Source organism: Brevundimonas sp., assembly GCF_003248455.1.
Classification (GTDB): domain Bacteria; phylum Pseudomonadota; class Alphaproteobacteria; order Caulobacterales; family Caulobacteraceae; genus Brevundimonas.
Genome location: NZ_QFNM01000012.1, coordinates 21,725 through 36,709, shown reverse-complemented (window position 1 = coordinate 36,709; position 14,985 = coordinate 21,725). Strand labels below are relative to the sequence as shown.

The following is a 14,985-nucleotide window of genomic DNA, read 5'->3' as shown; positions in this document are numbered from 1 at the left end:
TCAGAACTGGGCGTAGCCGTTTCCGTTCGATCCGTTGATCGAATAGCTGAAGCCGATGGGCATGGCGGCGCGGACCTGGGTGAAGAAGGCCGCCAGTTCGCCCAGCGTCGAGCGTGGGACGAACAGGATGTCGCCCCGCCGCAGAGCCACCACCTCGCCTCGGCGCGGCCGGAGGTCGACGACGCGCATCATGCGCGATCCGCCCGGCCCGCGTCGGATCAGGGCCACGCTGTCCGGCCTGGATGTCGGGGCGAAACCGCCCGCCTGGATGATCGCCTGATAGGCGTCCAGATCGCCGACCATTTCGAACACGCCGGGGGTGCGGACCTCGCCGTCCACCCAGACGCGGATCGGTCCGGCTTGGCGCAGCGTCACCTCGACGACTGGCCGGATCAGCTGGGAGGCGTAGGCTGCGGCGAGATCCTGCTGCAACTGGGGCAGGGTCCGGTCCGCCGCCATGACCGAGCCGATCAGGGGCAGGGCGATGCGGCCGTCTGGGCCGATCCTGACCGTCCGCGTCAATTCCGCCGCTGTCGGCGTGGCGACCTCGATCTCGTCGCTCGGGTAAAGCAGATATTCCGGCTGCCGGTCCGTCCAGTCGGCGAAGCCGATGCCGGGAAAACCGCCCTGGATCGTATGCGGGCCGCCGGCGATCCCGCCGGGAGCGCGCATGGCGCCGGCGCCGCCGCAGCCCGACAGCGAAGCCGCGAGGGAGGCCGAGCCCAGGCCGAGAAGAAACAGGCGGCGATCGGACAGCATGGGAATCGGTCGGCCCTCGGATATCGGTCGATCGAAACTGGCCGATTATGGGTAATCATCGGTTAACGCCGGTGGGCGAAGGGTGACGACAACACGCCTTTCCAAGGGATTCGGCCCGCTTCCATGCGTCCTTCGGCCTATGTCATGACCCGACCGCGCTACGGCGTGCTGGACGTCATCGGCCTGTTGCTGCGCGAGCTGCTGCTGATGGTCCTGGTGTTCGCGGTCATCCTGGCGATCGGCGTGGCGGCGGCCATGACCCTGAAGAAGAGCTACACCGCCACGGGTTCGGTCTTCGCCGGCGTGGGCCAGGAATATGTCTATCAGCCGCGCGTCGGCACGGCCGAGCGGGGACAGGCCCCCCAGGGCGACGAGGTCGCAAACTCCGAAGCCGCGATCCTGGGATCGGGCGCCGTGCGCCAGAAGGTGGTCGAGGCCTTGGGGCCCGCCGCCATCCTGGGCGAGGCGCCCAAGGGCGGTCCCGAAAAGGCCGAGGCGTCGGCGCGGCGTGTGATCGGGACCAGTCTGACCGTGGCCACCGCGCCCGGCAGCGCCGTCATCCATCTCAGCTACAAGGCCGACGATCCGGAACGGGCGGCGCGCGTGCTGAACGCCGTGATCGAACAGTATCTGGCCTATCGCCGCGAGGTTTTCCGCGACAAGACGCCCGCCATCGCCAGCCAGCGCGTCGCCTTCGAGGACGAGCTGGGCGATGCGGACCGGGCCTACGAGACCTTTCTGGCGTCCAACCAGATCGGCGACTTCGCCGCCGCCAAGGCCACCCTGGCGGCGACCTATCAGAGCGTCTTCGCCGACCGGATGTCGACCCAGAGCCAGTTGAACCAGACCAGCCAGCGGCTGAACACCCTGACGGCGCAGCAGGCGGGCACGCCGGCCGAAGTGGCGCTGCAGCAGGATCTGAATATTTCGGCCCAGGACCAGGTGCTGCAACTGCGCACCGAGCGCGAGCAACTGCTGTCACGCTATCAGCCTGACGCCCAGCCGGTGAAGGACATAGAGGCGCGGATCAACCAGCTTCAAGCCTATGTCGCGACCGGGACGGCGGTGGGGGCCAAGGAGGTGCGCACCGGTCCGAACCCCGTCTGGACCGAGCTGGAGACCAACCGCATCAACACCCGGGCCGAACGCGATTCGCTGGCGGCGCGGCTGGCGGTGCTGGATCGCCAACTGGGGGACATCCGCGCGCGCCAGGCTCGGCTGACGGCGCTGGAATCCGAAAACACCACCCTGGCCGGCAATCGCGAGGTGCTGAGCGCCTCGATCCGCGAATTTCAGCAACGCGAGACCCAGAGCCGGGCCGACAACGCCTTGGTCGCCGCCGGGGCCGACAATGTCACCGTCATCGAGCGCGCCCAGCCGCCGTCGACGGGCAAGAGCCTGAAGATCCCGCTGCTGGCGGCCGTCTTCCTGTTCGCGGCCTTCACCGCCCTGTGCGTGGGTCTTTTGCGGGTGTTCACGCGGCGGGGCTTTTCCACCCCGGCCTCGGTCGGCCGGACGCTGGACATGCCGGTTCTCGCGGTCGCGCCAGCCAAGCCGGGATAGGGACAGTCGTGCTAGATTGAGACCTTAGGGAGCGCCTTGGCGATTCGATGGTCGATCTGACTTCTGAAATGGCGGGTCTGTGGGCCGCGTTGGGGCTGGCGCCGGCGCACCGCGCACGCGTCGTCCAGTTCGCCGCCGCCGCGACCGGAGAGGGGGCCTCCACCGTCGCGCGCGAGTTCGCACGGCTGGCCGCCGTGCGGGCGCGCAAGCCCGTCTGGCTGATCGACGGCGACCTGGCCCAGCAGGGGCAGCTCGAGGCCGTCGCGGCCGAGCCGGATCGTTTCGGACAGATCGGCAAGGCGGCCCAGGCGTCGCCCGACGGGTCCAGCTTCTACGCCGTGACGCCGCGCGTGACCGGCCGCGACGGCAAGCCCGTGCCCGATTCGCGCCTCCTGACCGCGCGGCCCTGCCTGGGCGGGCGTCTGTGGGTGACGCATTTCCACATGGAGGCGCTGCGGTCCGGCCACCGGGTCGAGGCGCTGGGCGATGCCCGCTACTGGGAGGCGTTGCGGCCCCATGCCGACACCATCGTCATCGACGCGCCCGCCGCAGATCGCAACGACATGGCCATCACCCTGGCCCCCTTCGTCGACACCACGGTCCTGGTGGTGGCCGCAGAAAGCACGGCCGCCAGCGCGCCGGTCATCCTGCGCGACGAGATCGAGGCGGTGGGCGGCAGGATCGCCGGCGTGGTGATGAACCGCTCGACCTATCGCGCGCCTGGCTTCCTGCAGCGGTTGACGGGCTGAGGCGCTTCAGCCGCCGCGCGACAGCATCGCCGCCCCATAAAGTTTCGGCTCGAAGCGGCGGGTCCAGAGCAGCTTGCCCAGACCGCGCGCGCAACGGTCATAGACTTGGGCGCGGCCGGGATGGCGCAGCATGGCGAACACCAGAGACGCCGCACCCCAGATTGCAGCCTGCGCCGCGCCGACCAACATCCATTTGATCACCCCCGGCCAGTCGCCCCGGTCGGCGGCCATCTGGCTGGGGCTCTGCCCATAGGCGAAGGCGCGGGTCAGGGCGTAGGCCAGGGTGGCGCGGTGGGGCGGAGCGAACTCGTCCACCCAGGCGTCGGCGGCCCAGCCGAACCGGCCGCCGCGCTTCATCAGGGCGGTGAACAGGCGATCGTCCTCGCCCCCAGTCTCGTTCATGGCCACGTCGAACGGGGCCGGGCCGGGCAGGGCGGTTTGACGCACCATGAGGGTGTTGCCGCAGCCGTGAAGGTCGTCGGTCAGGCCGTTCCGAAGCGGCCCTTGGCGGCCGAAGAACCGCTCAAGATAGGCGGTGGTCCAGCCGGCGTCATCCGGCACGCGGCCGCGAATGGGACCGAACAGGACGTCGGCGCCGGTCTGGACCTGGGCCTCCAGCAGGGCGGCGAGCCAGCGGGGCGAGGCGGCCTCGTCGTCGTCGAGGAAGGCGATCAGGGGGGCGTCGGTCGCGGCCAGGCCGGCGTTTCGCGCGGTGGCCACGCCGGGTATCGGGGCGTGGACATAGGCCAGGGGGACGGGCCCCTGGGATCGCAGCCGCTCCGCCAGAGGCGCGGCCGAGCCGTCCGGGTCGTTGTCGACGACGACGACGGCGGCGATCCGCTCCAGCGCCTCGGCCTGGGCGAAGACCGAACGCACGGCGCGCTCCAGCCCCTCGGGCCGCCGCAGGGTGGGGATGACGACGGCGACGTCGCGCATCAGATCGCATCCGCATAGACGGCCGCGCGATAAAGACGCAGGGCGAAGGCGCGCGCCTTGACCGGCAGGAACGTGACGCTCGCCGCCCGTCGCATGGCCCGGCGGGCCAGGGGCAGGAAGGGCAGGCGTTTCAGCGCGCGCGCGGCGCGATAGCTGGGATAGGTCTGGACGATATCGGGGTGCAGGGCCACGACCCGGGCGAAGTTGGCCGCGCCCTGGTCGAACTTGCGCGCCAGATCCTGGACGGTGTCCAGCCCCATGTGGGTGGCGGGATTGTCGACATGGATGACGGGAAAGCGGCGGGACACGCGCATGGCCCATTCCACGTCCTCCCAGCCCCAGCCGGTGAAGCCGGGATCGAAGGACTCGGCGGCGAAGACGTCGCGCCGCACCAGCAGGTTGGAGGTGTAGACGTATTTCTCGGGCGTCAGGGCGCGGGTCGCGGCCGGCATGCATTCGGACGCGGACGACAGGGCGCGGTGGACGGCGAAGCGCGCCTCGGCCGGGGCCTGATCCAGCGAAAAGCCGCCGAAGGCCGCAGCCGGGGCGGTCTCTGCGACCAGATCGCGCCAGGTCTGCAGGAAGTGCGGCGTATCGGGCCGCATGTCGCTGTCCAGAAACAGGTAGGTGTCGCCTCGCGCGGCGGTCGTGAGGCGGTTTCGGCCCTTGGCGCGCCCCTCGTTGGCCGACAGGGTGATCAGGCGGGCCGGCAGTTTCAAGCCATCCGCCGCCGCCCGGAGCCGGGTCGTCAAGTCGGCGTCGCCCGTACCGTCGTCCAGCAGGATCAACTCGACCGCGCCTCCGAGGGCCTCCGCTTCCCTGTCCAGCATCGTCATCAGCATTTCGGGATCATCGCGCAGGAAGGGCGTCAGAACCGAAATCCGGGGCGCGGCCCTAGCCCAGGCCGCATTGTCGTGAATCTGGGCGGTCATGCGATGGCGCCCCGTCTCGCGCGGATCAGGCGCATGGTTACGTCCCGCACCCCGGCGGCGTTCAGGATCAGGGCGGCGGCGGCGTAGACCAGGCCGCCGATCCCGGCGTCCATGACCAGTTCGGGCAATCCGCCGATCGACGGCAGGAACCAGACCGCCGCGGCCATTACGGCGGACGCCAGACCGCAGCGGACCAGCGCTTCCCACGGCACCGGCAGGGCGATGGCGCGGCGGCTGAGCGCCAGGCAGGCGATCAGGCCGATGGCGAAGCTGGCGGCTGTGGAGACGGCGGCCCCGACCACGCCCAGGCGCGGAATCAGCAACAGGTTCAGCCCGATGTTGCTAAGGGCCGGGATCGCCATCGTCACGAGCAACAGCCCGGTCCTGCGCCCCAGGGTGAAGCCAAAGCCGAAGTAATAGGCGATCATGCCCGACAGGAAGGACGAGGCCGCGATCCACGGCGTGACGAGGGCGGCGGCGTCCCTAAGCTCGCGCCCGATCATCAGCTCCGCCATCGGCCGCGCGACCAGCGACAGGCCCACCGCCGCGGGCAGGCCGATCAGGATCAGGGTCGAGCCCTGTTCGAGCGCCGTCCGGCGCAGGGCCTCGCGCCCGCCACGTTCCAGCGCCATGACCATGGCCGGCGCGCCCGCCGCCCCCAGCCAGATAAAGATGACGTCCAGCGTCCGGTTCGCCAGGCTGTAGCTGGCGTGATAGGCGCCGACCGCCGCCGCATCCATGAAGGCCGCCAGCAGGAACCGATCCGTGGAGGCCAGAACCAGGGCCAGGGTCAGGGACGCCGCGATCGGATAGCCATAGGCCGCATAGGCCCGCAGCCGCGCCCGATCCACCGTCCCGCCGGTCGTCTGGCGAAGCTCTCCCGGCAGGATGAAGGGCAGGGCGAACAAGGGCGCGATGGCCAGGCCCAGCAGGGGAGAGGCCGCGCCCGCGCCCGCCACGGCGAAGCCGGCGCCGACCAGGAAGCCCAGTATGGCCACGAAGATGTCCAGGCCGGCGGCCTTGGACACCTCGCCGGCCGCGCGGAACCGCTCCTGCGCCAGCTTGGCCAGGTTGCGCACCGGCGCGCCCGCCAGGCCGAAGGCGACGGCGACCTTGAAGGCCGGCGTCAGCGGCGCCAGCCAAACCGCCACGGCGGCGACCGGGATGAAGACGGCGATGATGGTGAATGATGTGCGATACAGGCTGGCGAAATGGGCGGCCAGGCCGTCCGGCGTGCGCTCCGCCGCCCAGAAGCGCGCCATCGACGCCTCCAGCCAGCTGAAGGTCACGGTATGGGCCAGGGTCGTCACCGAGAACGCCAGGGCGTAATGGCCGAAATCGGTCGGGCTGAGCAGGCGCGTGAAGACATAGATGGTCAGGAAGCCGACCACGCCCTGGACGATCTGGGCCGGCAGATAACCCCAGACGCCGCGCCAGAACATACGCTGTTCGCTCAACGCACGGCCGCCCGGTCGCCCAGCAGAACGGGCACGGTGATCAGCATGATCCACAGGTCCAGCCAGAAGGATTGGCGCTCGACATATTCGATATCCAGCTGAACCCGCTTGCGCACCTGGGCCTCTGTGTCGACGGGGCCGCGCGAGCCCTTGACGGCGGCCCAGCCGGTCATGCCAGGCTTGATGCGGCAGCGATGGGCGTATTCGGCGACCAGCAGGGCGGATTCCGTCTCGCCCGTCTTCATGCCGATGGCGTGGGGGCGGGGCCCGACTAGGGACATCTCGCCCGACAGGACGTTGAAGAGCTGGGGCAGTTCGTCCAGGCTGGTGGCGCGGATGAAGCGGCCGACGCGGGTGACGCGGTCGTCGCCGGGACAGACCTGGCGAGAGGCGGTCGCATCGGCGGCCTCTTGGCGCATGGACCGGAACTTCCACACTACGATGGTCTCGTGATTGAAGCCGTGACGGCGCTGGCGAAAGAAGACGGGACCGGGGCTGTCCAGACGAACGGCCAGGGCGATCAGCGCCATGATCGGCGCCGCGACGGCCAGGAGCAGGGCCCCGATCAACAGATCCTGCAACCGCTTGTTGAAGGCGCGGCGATCCGGGTCGGCCGGACCGTCCAGTGCGGCCAGGGGCGCATTGGCCAAGCGGTTCAGCACGCCGTCGCCGCCCAGTTCCGAATCGACCAGCACCGTCAGCGGATTGGGCAGGGTCTGCAGCCGCTGGGTCAGATCGCGCACCCGCTGGCCTGCCTCCGGGTCGATGGCCAGGACGATCCGGTCGACATAGGGCATGATCCGATGGGTCATCAGGGCGCTGGCGTCGCCCAGCACCGGCACGCCGGCGACGCTTTGCGGGGCGCGGGCCAGCCGGTCGTCGAACACGCCCAGCACATTCATGTCGCGTCGATCCAGCGCCTGTTCGATCAGGGTCTGGGCGTGCCGGGTCGCGCCCACCACCACGATATTGGGCGACAGGGCGCCCTGTCGCCGCCAGCGCGCGATCAGGCCCAGCCAGGCGCCATGCAGGCCCAAAAGGCACGCGCCGTTCGCCGCAGTCCAAAGGCCGACGCGGCCCGGGGCTTCGGCGCCCAGGGCGAGGGCCGCCAGCAGCGCGGCGCCGCCGGCGACGAGACCGCACGCCGCGACCCCGGCCAGATGCAGGGGCCAGAAGGTGTCGCGCGCAAAGCGATAGAGTTGGAACCCGCGCAGCAGCGTCAGCGCCGATAGGGCGCCCGCCGCCAGGGGCGCGGCCTCGGCCGCCGTCAGACCGTGAGAGGCCTCGCCAGACCGAAGCCCGAACATGACCGCCAGGGCGACGCCGATCACCGCCAGCACGTCGACCAGCCGGAAATAATGCGCCGACAGCCGCACCGACGAGCGCTGGCGCGCGTTCAGCCAGACCTCGGGCCGGAACGGACCCCGCGCGGCGCGCGGCCTGCCCGGCGCGGCGCCGCCGCCCTGGCCCTGCGCGCGGGCGGCGAGACTGTCGGGACGGTCGAGCATCGGGGTCCGAGGGCGGTTGACGAAACGCCATTCTGCGGGTTCGGCCTCTATGTCGCGTTAACATGGCCGCTTTCACGCGAACCCGATTGCGCGACGCATCAGCCTCCGCTATCGACGCCCTCGCAGGAGACGTGGCCGAGTGGCTGAAGGCAACGGTTTGCTAAATCGTCGTACCGGGTAACCGGTACCGAGGGTTCGAATCCCTCCGTCTCCGCCACCCCGTCCTCCGCTAACCGACAAGTCTGCGAGAGCAGGGAAATACCCCCGACATTACGGCGCGTTACCGCTTGGGCTTCGTCCAGAGCGCGTCTCTGCGCGCCCGACCGCCGTCCACCAACCGCATCATTCCTGCGCCAGTCTCCCGTTTCGAGAGGCCGGTCCAGTTTCGGCTGTTGCCTGTTTACAGGGAAAAACAGGGAAATCGGGGTCGGAATTGCTTGTTTCACCCGCGCCCCATAATGGCCAGAAGCCCGGCACACCGGGCTTCTGGAGATGCGACCAGGAGCAAAATCCCGCTCAAATAACAGGGAAAATTATCCAGCCGAACAGGGAGCCGATCTACAGGATCAGGGAATTAAATCGGCGGCATCAGGCTCAGGCGGCGAACATCGCCCGCTGGTCGTTCCAGTCGAGGGGCAGGCCGCGATGCATGATGGCGTAGAGCGAAAGCCCTTCAGGCGCCGCGCCATCCAGGATCGCCTGTTTCAGGTCCGGCGCGAGGAACGCGACCCGGAGCATGCGCGAGGCGTAGGACTGGTTGAGGTTCTCCTCGGCGGCGATGGTCTCGAGCGTGACGCCCTCGCCAGCCAGGAGTCGTCGTTTCCAAGCTTCCGCGCGCACCAAGGCGGAACTCAGCGCCGGATCGATGGACTGCCGGGTGATCGCCGGACCTCCGCCGGGACCGACCATGGCGATCCCGCCGCTGCGATTGAAGCGCAGCGGCAGACGCACGATTGGAGCGGCTGCGTCGTGCTCCAACTGACCCAGCCGCAGCTTGCCCTGGGCGGTGACAACGTGTTCGCCGCAGCGAGCGGGATCCAGCCGCACGACCAGGTCATGGCGGTGGATCTCAACGCGATCGACCAAATCGCGAACCCGCAGCCAGTCGTCAGCCTCGGCAGGGCCAGACAGCAGCGGCACCACCGCTTCGCGCACCATCGTCTCTATGACGGGGGCGGGGACCCGCTTGTGAACGCCGGCTTCGTCAGGTCGACCGCGCTGAGCGACGCAGGACACGTAATAGCGATAGGTGGCGCCGCCCTTACGCGGCGCGCTGACCGGAGACATCAGGTGGCCAGCGCTGTCGTAGATGAGGCCGGTAAGGGGCGCGCCCCGATGCGGCGGTCGGGCCTTGCCCGGCTGGCGACGCCGCACGCTTTGATCCAACAGCGCTTGGGCGGCCTCGAACGTATCGCGGTCGATGATAGCAGGGTGTTGGCCAGGATAGATCGCCCCCTTGTGGGTGATCTCTCCGACGTAGATGCGGTTCCGCAGCATCTGGTAGAGCACCCCGCGAACGAGGGGCACGCCGCCCTGGGCTTCGCCGGCCTTGTTGATCCAGCGTTTGGAGACGACGCCGCGCGCCTTTAGTTCAGGGATCAGCCGGTTGACCGACTTGATCTCGAGGTAGCGGGCGAACATCCATCGCACCTGCTCGGCCTCTTCCGGGTTGATCGTCAGGGTGCGGCCGTCGGGGTCATAGCCAAACACCGGCCGCCCTCCCATCCAGAGGCCCTTCTTCTTCGACGCCGCGATCTTGTCGCGGATGCGCTCGCCGGTGACCTCGCGCTCGAACTGGGCGAAGGACAGGAGGACGTTCAGCGTCAGCCGACCCATGGAGGTGGTGGTGTTGAAGGCCTGGGTGACGCTGACGAAGCTGGAGCCTGTCCGATCCAAGACATCGACGATCTTGGAGAAGTCGGCCAGGGATCGGGTCAGCCGATCGACCTTATAGACCACGACGACGTCGATCTTCTTGGCTTCAATGTCGGCGATCAGGCGCTGAAGCGCCGGGCGATCCAGATTGCCGCCGGAATAGCCGCCGTCGTCATAGATCTCCGGCAGCAGCGTCCAGCCTTCGCCTGCCTGGGACATCACATAGGCGGCGCAGGCGTCGCGCTGGGCATGCAGCGAGTTGTAGTCCTGCTCCAGACCTTCCTCGGTGCTCTTCCGGGTATAGATGGCGCAACGGATCGTCCGGTTCGGCTGCATCAAGTGACCTCGTCACGCAGGCCGAAGAAGCGCGGGCCGTTCCACCGTGAGCCGGTGATCTGGCGGGCGATCGGCGACAGGCTGGTGAAGGTCTGGCCGTTCCAGACGTAGCCGCCATCGATCACATCGACCTGGTGGGTCTTGTCAGCCCAAACGGCTTGCGCCCGTGATTGGGTCGGATAGCGTGGTCATATGGCCAAATCCGATAACCCGTTTCGATGGTTCGACAGCTCGCCCGAGGTGATCCGGACCGTCGTCATGATGTACGTCCGGTTCCCGCTGTCGCTGCGTCAGGTCGAAGACCTCCTGGCCGAACGCGGCATCGACATCTGCCACGAAACGGTACGGCTCTGGTGGAACCGGTTCGGCCCAATGTTCGCCGGCGAGATCCGCCGTAAGCGGGTTCAGGGCATGCGCCAATTAACCCACTGGCGCTGGCACCTCGACGAGGTCTTCGTGAAGATCAACGGCGAGCGCCACTACCTCTGGCGGGCCGTCGATCATGAGGGTGAGATCCTGGAAACCTTCGTCACAAGGACGCGGGACAAGGCTTCGGCACTGAACTTCCTGAAGAAAGCCATGCGCCGCCATGGATCACCGAAGGTCATCGTTACGGATGGCCTGAAATCCTACAGGGCTGCGCTCAAGGACCTGAAGGCGGTTAGAAAGCAGGAGATGGGCCGCTGGCTGAACAACCGCGTCGAGAACTCACACCTCCCGTTCCGACGACGGGAACGGGCCATGCAGCGGTTCCGACAGATGAAGACGTTACAGAAATTCAGCGCTGTCCACGCCGCCTTCTACAACCACTTCAACCAGGATCGCCATCTCATCAGCAGAGCAGACTACAAAACCCTACGCTCTGCCGCCCTGGCCGAGTGGAAAGCGCTCGCCGCCTGACGAGCGCCTCTCCTGTCCTGAGTCCGTTCACTGGAGACAAGTTGTCGTTGGACTGACAGCACCCGCCGTTACTCCCGCCGCAGGGCCTCTATAGGCGAAAGCTTCGAGGTCCGGAATGCCGGCCATGCGCCGAAGGTGACGCTGATCGCCGCCGAGAAGCCGATCGCCCCCAGCGCCATGCGCAGATGGGGCATCCGCCTACGATGGACGGAACACGAGATGACCGATCAGCCCCCGACTGCGCGTTCGGTTGGAGACGGTGAAGTCCGCCGCTTGCGCGATCGCAAGCGCCTGAACGATCGATAACCCGAGCCCGGAGCCAGAATTGCGCGTCGCCTGCGGTCGGTAAAAGCGCTCAGTCAGGCGAGGCAAGAGCGCGTCATCGACGCCCTGGCCATGGTCCCAGACCGTGACAGACTGGATGACTCCTCGGCTCGACACATGAACGAACACGGGCGCAGCGCCGTGGTGGAACGCATTGTCGATCAGGTTGAAGACCTGCTCGGCGATCAGTTCCTCCGCGCCATGAACCATGGCGGGTTCGCTCGGAACTCGAATGCGGAGCGCATCCGTCGGGAAGGCGCGGCGCTCTTGCGCCATCTGGCAGCCTCTTCGGACAGCGCGCCCGAGATCGGCGGAGGACTGGACTCGGGCGGCGTCGGCGCGGGCCGTGGACAGCAACTGGCCCACCAGACGCGTCATATCGGCGACTGCGTTTCGGGAATCCGCCAGCAGCCGGCGTTCCTGTGCCGTCCTGGGGCGGTCGGAAGTGTCGAGGAGGGTGAGGTTTGCAGCCACCACGGTAAGGGGCGTCCGGAGTTGGTGTGAGGCGTCCGCCGCGAAGCGCTGGATGTTCGCGTTGGAAGCCTCCAGGCCCGACAACAGATGATTGAAAGCGGTAAGAACGGGGCGGAACTCGCGCGGAGCGAGGTCGATGTCGGCGGGCGAGAAGTCGGCCGCAGCGGCACCCCGCCGCCCCAGATCATCAATCAGCCTGCTGAGCGACCGGGTGCCCCACTGCAACGCCGGCCAGATCAGCAGAGCGGCCAGGATCACCAGCAGGCTGGGGAGCAGGAGCATGCTGCGGTACAGGTCCCGCAAGCTTGCGCGTCTTGAGTCCAGGCTCTGCGCGACGGACACGGTGATCGGCGCCGGTCGTCCGGGGACTGCCAGTTCCTGTTGCGCCATCCGAACGGGCACGCCGCGGACTGACAGGTTCGCAAACACGGGGCTCTGTGTCGTCGCCTGCGCAAGTCGAGGGAGCTCGGCGTATCCGGTGACCAGCCTTTCACCCTCCCGCACGCTGTAGAAGACGGCGTCGCGCTCGGGCCCGTCAAGCAGCGCCAGCGCCCAGGGGGCGACCTCCACTGTCACTTCCGCGTTATTGACCGACACTGTCTCGCGGATGGTCTGCAGCGCGCCGGCGAGCAGCCGGTCCGCGTTGTCCGCGACCACGCGATTGGCTGTCCAGGCGCCGACAGCCAGCAACACGACCGCGAACAGCGCGAGGGGCGCCACTTGGGCGATCAGAAGGCGAATGACCAGGCTGTGGGAGCGGGCGGGCCGCGCGGTCCCGCTCATGGATCGAGACGATAGCCGCGGCCCCGGATGTTCGTGACCGCAGGGCCGTCGGGCTGCAGCTTACGGCGCAGACGGCCCACGTGAATTTCCAGCGCGTTCAGCGAAGGAGCCTCGTCCTCCGGAAAAACCTCTGCGGCCAGCAGGTCCCGGTCGACGACCTGGCCGGCTCTCGAAGCCAGGACGCGCAGAGCGGCCCACTCACGGGGACGCAGCGAGAGTTCGCGATCGTTGACGGTCACTCGGCCGGCACCCCAGTCGCAGATCAGCGCGCCGATCACTACGGCGCCGGCCGCCTGACCTTGGCGACGCCGCACGACGGCGCGCAGACGTGCGATTAACTCAATCGGCGCGAACGGCTTTATCAGATAATCATCCGCCCCGAAATCGAGCCCCGCCACACGATCACCCAAGGCGTCGCGCGCGGTCAGCATCAGGATCGGCGTCGTGGACCCGCGGCGTCGCAGTGTCCGCAGCACCTCGAAGCCGTCGACGTCCGGCAGGCCGACGTCCAGGATCGCCGCGTCGAAGGCATTGGTCTGCTCCAGGTCGAGCGCGTCCTGGCCGCTGCCCGTGCACCGGGCCTCGAAGCCTGACGCGTGAAGGCTTGCTTCAAGCGAATGCTGCAGCGCCTTGTCATCTTCGACGACGAGTATTCTCATAATGTCGGGGGGCGTAGAACCATGGGCGGGACAATAGCGGGAAACCCTCGGCGGTGAAGGCGGATCGACGACATCTGCTGATGGGTCTCGTGGGCGCCGGCGTGGCCGCCTGCACGAGCGAGATGAACGGGCCGGGCACTTCGCCGAGGATTCGCTGGTCGGCGGAGCGCGAGGCGGCCCTACACATCTACACTAACACCAGCCTGCTCGGGCCGGTGCTGCAGGCTTTCACACGACGCTGGCCGGAAATCGTCGTGAGCCTGGAGGACATGAACTCCACGCGGATGGCGAGCCAGGTCCAGAGCCTAGCTGACGAAGGCCAGCCGGGGCCGGACTTCGTCTGGAGCACAGCCATGGACGTGCAGGTCAAGCTGATTAACGACGGCTATGCCCAGGCCTATCGATCGCCGCATCGCGCGGCGATGCCGAGCGGCTCAGTCTGGCGCGACCAGGGGTTCGGACTGACGGCGGAGCCGATTGTCTTCGCCTACAATCGTCGGCTCCTCCCAGCCGAAGCCGTGCCGACAAGTCACGCCGAACTCCTAGACCGCCTTGAGGCCCACCCGGAGATCTTTGACCGCCGCCTGACCCTATATGACGCCGAGCGCAGCGGCGTGGCCCTGATGCAGCTATCCGCCGACGTGCAGATTTTTCCCGACGCCTGGCGTCTGATCGATGCGCTTGGGGCTTGCCGGCCCCGCATTGATACATCGGGCCAACGGATGATGGGACAGATCGCGGACGGGCGGATGCTGTTCGCATACAATATGAACCAGTCTTATGGCGCGTCTTGGCTGGAACGCGCGCCCGATGTCGGCCTGATTACGCCCAGCGACTATCACCTTTCGGTGTCGCGGGTGGCATTCATCCCCCGCAACGCCGCGCATCCGAACGCCGCCCGGCTCTTCCTCGACTTTCTGTTATCGCGGGAGGGGCAACGCATCATCGCGTCTCTCGGCGTTCGACCCGTGCGTGACGACGTTCAAGAGGTGCGCCGTCCCTCCGCGCCCGGCGTGCGCCCGATCAGGGTCGGCCCGGCGCTTCTAGCTAATCTCGACCAGGCGCGTCGGGCTGGTTTATTGGATCGCTGGCGCCTCGCGATGCGCGATGCCGTCAGGGCGCCTGCCGACCCGGCGGCGCCGTAAGGCTTTCTTGTGGATAACTTCCGATCCATCTGGAGGCTGTCTTTCTGTCATTTCGCCGTCACGGAGGCGCGCCGCCTGCGTCAGACCTTCGCTACGAAGAACGAAGCTCGTTGAGAAGTGCAAGAACGTTCTCGTTTTAGCTTTCCACGCGAAAGAACGTTGCAAAACGGGTGCGTTTGACAGGCGTATGCAGGTGCATCTTACTGCATTCCAGCAACGCGGGAGAGATCGGCTCCCGCCGACGCCGAAGGCGCAACCGCCCCGGAAACGCTCAGGCAAAATGGACCGCGTTGCTGGATGAACGCTGGAGAGCAGGCCGGATCCGGGGGATGCGGTCTCGCCGAAGGAGCAAGGGCCGGCGACGGCTCGAAACTCTCAGGCTCAATGACAGCGGGGGCGAAAGGACGCCGAAGAGCGTCGCTCGCATCTGACCTCCTTGGGGAGGGACGTCGTCGTCCATGAGGAATTCGCCTTGTCTCGATTCAATCGCCATTTGACCAGCTACTGCAGCGCCATGGCCTTGCTGGCCTGCGCCGGCGCCGCCGCCGCCCAATCGCAGGAAGCGGGTTCCGCTTCTCAGGATGC

General features: G+C 67.8%; 12 protein-coding genes, 1 tRNA gene, 1 pseudogene and 1 riboswitch. Of the genes and pseudogenes, 5 read left to right on the top strand and 9 right to left on the bottom strand.

The window, feature by feature from the left end; all coding sequences use genetic code 11:
• On the bottom strand, nucleotides 1-759 hold the full coding sequence (locus DI624_RS06290; RefSeq protein WP_291536746.1) for a polysaccharide biosynthesis/export family protein: 759 nt from the start codon (nucleotides 757-759) through the stop codon (nucleotides 1-3).
• 144 nt (nucleotides 760-903) lie between these two features.
• On the opposite strand from DI624_RS06290, the gene DI624_RS06285 reads away from it, so the two are divergent.
• Both DI624_RS06285 and DI624_RS06280 read left to right on the top strand, forming a co-directional pair.
• Entirely contained in the window at nucleotides 904-2,322 is a 1,419-nt protein-coding gene (locus DI624_RS06285) for a chain-length determining protein (RefSeq protein WP_291536745.1), read from the top strand.
• A 47-nt stretch (nucleotides 2,323-2,369) separates the two neighbouring features.
• Entirely contained in the window at nucleotides 2,370-3,071 is a 702-nt protein-coding gene (locus DI624_RS06280; protein ID WP_291536744.1) for a hfsB, read from the top strand.
• 6 nt (nucleotides 3,072-3,077) lie between these two features.
• Here DI624_RS06280 and DI624_RS06275 read toward each other — a convergent pair whose 3' ends face one another.
• From DI624_RS06275 to DI624_RS06260, 4 genes are read right to left on the bottom strand one after another with little or no spacing between them, the layout of a single operon-like run.
• Nucleotides 3,078-4,007 (bottom strand): glycosyltransferase family 2 protein, encoded by a 930-nt coding sequence (locus DI624_RS06275; protein ID WP_291536743.1) that lies wholly within the window; start codon nucleotides 4,005-4,007, stop codon nucleotides 3,078-3,080.
• Entirely contained in the window at nucleotides 4,007-4,939 is a 933-nt protein-coding gene (locus tag DI624_RS06270; protein ID WP_291536741.1) for a glycosyltransferase family 2 protein, read from the bottom strand. Before DI624_RS06270 ends, DI624_RS06275 begins: the two co-directional genes overlap by 1 nt.
• Nucleotides 4,936-6,396, bottom strand: a complete 1,461-nt coding sequence (locus DI624_RS06265) for a lipopolysaccharide biosynthesis protein (RefSeq protein ID WP_367142092.1) — start codon at nucleotides 6,394-6,396, stop codon at nucleotides 4,936-4,938. The genes DI624_RS06270 and DI624_RS06265 overlap by 4 nt, the downstream gene beginning before the upstream one ends.
• On the bottom strand, nucleotides 6,393-7,904 hold the full coding sequence (locus DI624_RS06260) for an exopolysaccharide biosynthesis polyprenyl glycosylphosphotransferase (RefSeq protein ID WP_291536740.1): 1,512 nt from the start codon (nucleotides 7,902-7,904) through the stop codon (nucleotides 6,393-6,395). Before DI624_RS06260 ends, DI624_RS06265 begins: the two co-directional genes overlap by 4 nt.
• Nucleotides 7,905-8,029: 125 nt before the next feature.
• On the opposite strand from DI624_RS06260, the gene DI624_RS06255 reads away from it, so the two are divergent.
• Nucleotides 8,030-8,121, top strand: a tRNA-Ser gene (locus DI624_RS06255).
• Between the two features lie 377 nt (nucleotides 8,122-8,498).
• Here the strand turns inward: DI624_RS06255 and DI624_RS06250 are convergent.
• Nucleotides 8,499-10,115 (bottom strand): recombinase family protein, encoded by a 1,617-nt coding sequence (locus DI624_RS06250; RefSeq protein ID WP_291536792.1) that lies wholly within the window; start codon nucleotides 10,113-10,115, stop codon nucleotides 8,499-8,501.
• Nucleotides 10,115-10,258: pseudogene (locus DI624_RS06245) on the bottom strand (DUF2924 domain-containing protein); the annotation flags it as partial. The gene DI624_RS06250 and the pseudogene DI624_RS06245, both read right to left, overlap by 1 nt.
• Nucleotides 10,259-10,307: 49 nt before the next feature.
• On the opposite strand from DI624_RS06245, the gene DI624_RS06240 reads away from it, so the two are divergent.
• The gene (locus tag DI624_RS06240) at nucleotides 10,308-11,015 is read left to right on the top strand and encodes an IS6 family transposase (protein ID WP_291536739.1); all 708 of its coding nucleotides are present in this window, start codon (nucleotides 10,308-10,310) and stop codon (nucleotides 11,013-11,015) included.
• 198 nt (nucleotides 11,016-11,213) lie between these two features.
• On the opposite strand, the gene DI624_RS06235 is transcribed toward DI624_RS06240, so the two are convergent.
• Nucleotides 11,214-12,596, bottom strand: a complete 1,383-nt coding sequence (locus DI624_RS06235) for a sensor histidine kinase (protein ID WP_291536738.1) — start codon at nucleotides 12,594-12,596, stop codon at nucleotides 11,214-11,216.
• A complete protein-coding gene (locus DI624_RS06230) occupies nucleotides 12,593-13,255 on the bottom strand; it encodes a response regulator transcription factor (RefSeq protein ID WP_291536737.1) in 663 nt (220 codons plus the stop codon). The genes DI624_RS06235 and DI624_RS06230 overlap by 4 nt, the downstream gene beginning before the upstream one ends.
• Nucleotides 13,256-13,335: 80 nt before the next feature.
• Between DI624_RS06230 and DI624_RS06225 the strand changes: the two genes are divergently transcribed.
• Nucleotides 13,336-14,400, top strand: a complete 1,065-nt coding sequence (locus DI624_RS06225) for an ABC transporter substrate-binding protein (RefSeq protein ID WP_291536736.1) — start codon at nucleotides 13,336-13,338, stop codon at nucleotides 14,398-14,400.
• A gap of 209 nt (nucleotides 14,401-14,609) precedes the next feature.
• Nucleotides 14,610-14,698: riboswitch (glycine riboswitch) on the top strand.
• The last annotated feature ends 287 nt before the right edge of the window (nucleotides 14,699-14,985 follow it).

What these genes read in the sequence shown, in the direction of transcription:
- DI624_RS06240 (WP_291536739.1), top strand. Translation starts at nt 10,308, where the DNA reads ATGGCCAAATCCGATAACCCGTTTCGATGGTTCGACAGCTCGCCCGAG.
- DI624_RS06270 (WP_291536741.1), bottom strand. Translation starts at nt 4,939, where the DNA reads ATGACCGCCCAGATTCACGACAATGCGGCCTGGGCTAGGGCCGCGCCC.
- DI624_RS06235 (WP_291536738.1), bottom strand. Translation starts at nt 12,596, where the DNA reads ATGAGCGGGACCGCGCGGCCCGCCCGCTCCCACAGCCTGGTCATTCGC.
- DI624_RS06275 (WP_291536743.1), bottom strand. Translation starts at nt 4,007, where the DNA reads ATGCGCGACGTCGCCGTCGTCATCCCCACCCTGCGGCGGCCCGAGGGG.
- DI624_RS06260 (WP_291536740.1), bottom strand. Translation starts at nt 7,904, where the DNA reads ATGCTCGACCGTCCCGACAGTCTCGCCGCCCGCGCGCAGGGCCAGGGC.
- DI624_RS06285 (WP_291536745.1), top strand. Translation starts at nt 904, where the DNA reads ATGACCCGACCGCGCTACGGCGTGCTGGACGTCATCGGCCTGTTGCTG.
- DI624_RS06250 (WP_291536792.1), bottom strand. Translation starts at nt 10,115, where the DNA reads ATGCAGCCGAACCGGACGATCCGTTGCGCCATCTATACCCGGAAGAGC.
- DI624_RS06280 (WP_291536744.1), top strand. Translation starts at nt 2,370, where the DNA reads ATGGTCGATCTGACTTCTGAAATGGCGGGTCTGTGGGCCGCGTTGGGG.
- DI624_RS06225 (WP_291536736.1), top strand. Translation starts at nt 13,336, where the DNA reads ATGGGTCTCGTGGGCGCCGGCGTGGCCGCCTGCACGAGCGAGATGAAC.
- DI624_RS06230 (WP_291536737.1), bottom strand. Translation starts at nt 13,255, where the DNA reads ATGAGAATACTCGTCGTCGAAGATGACAAGGCGCTGCAGCATTCGCTT.
- DI624_RS06290 (WP_291536746.1), bottom strand. Translation starts at nt 759, where the DNA reads ATGCTGTCCGATCGCCGCCTGTTTCTTCTCGGCCTGGGCTCGGCCTCC.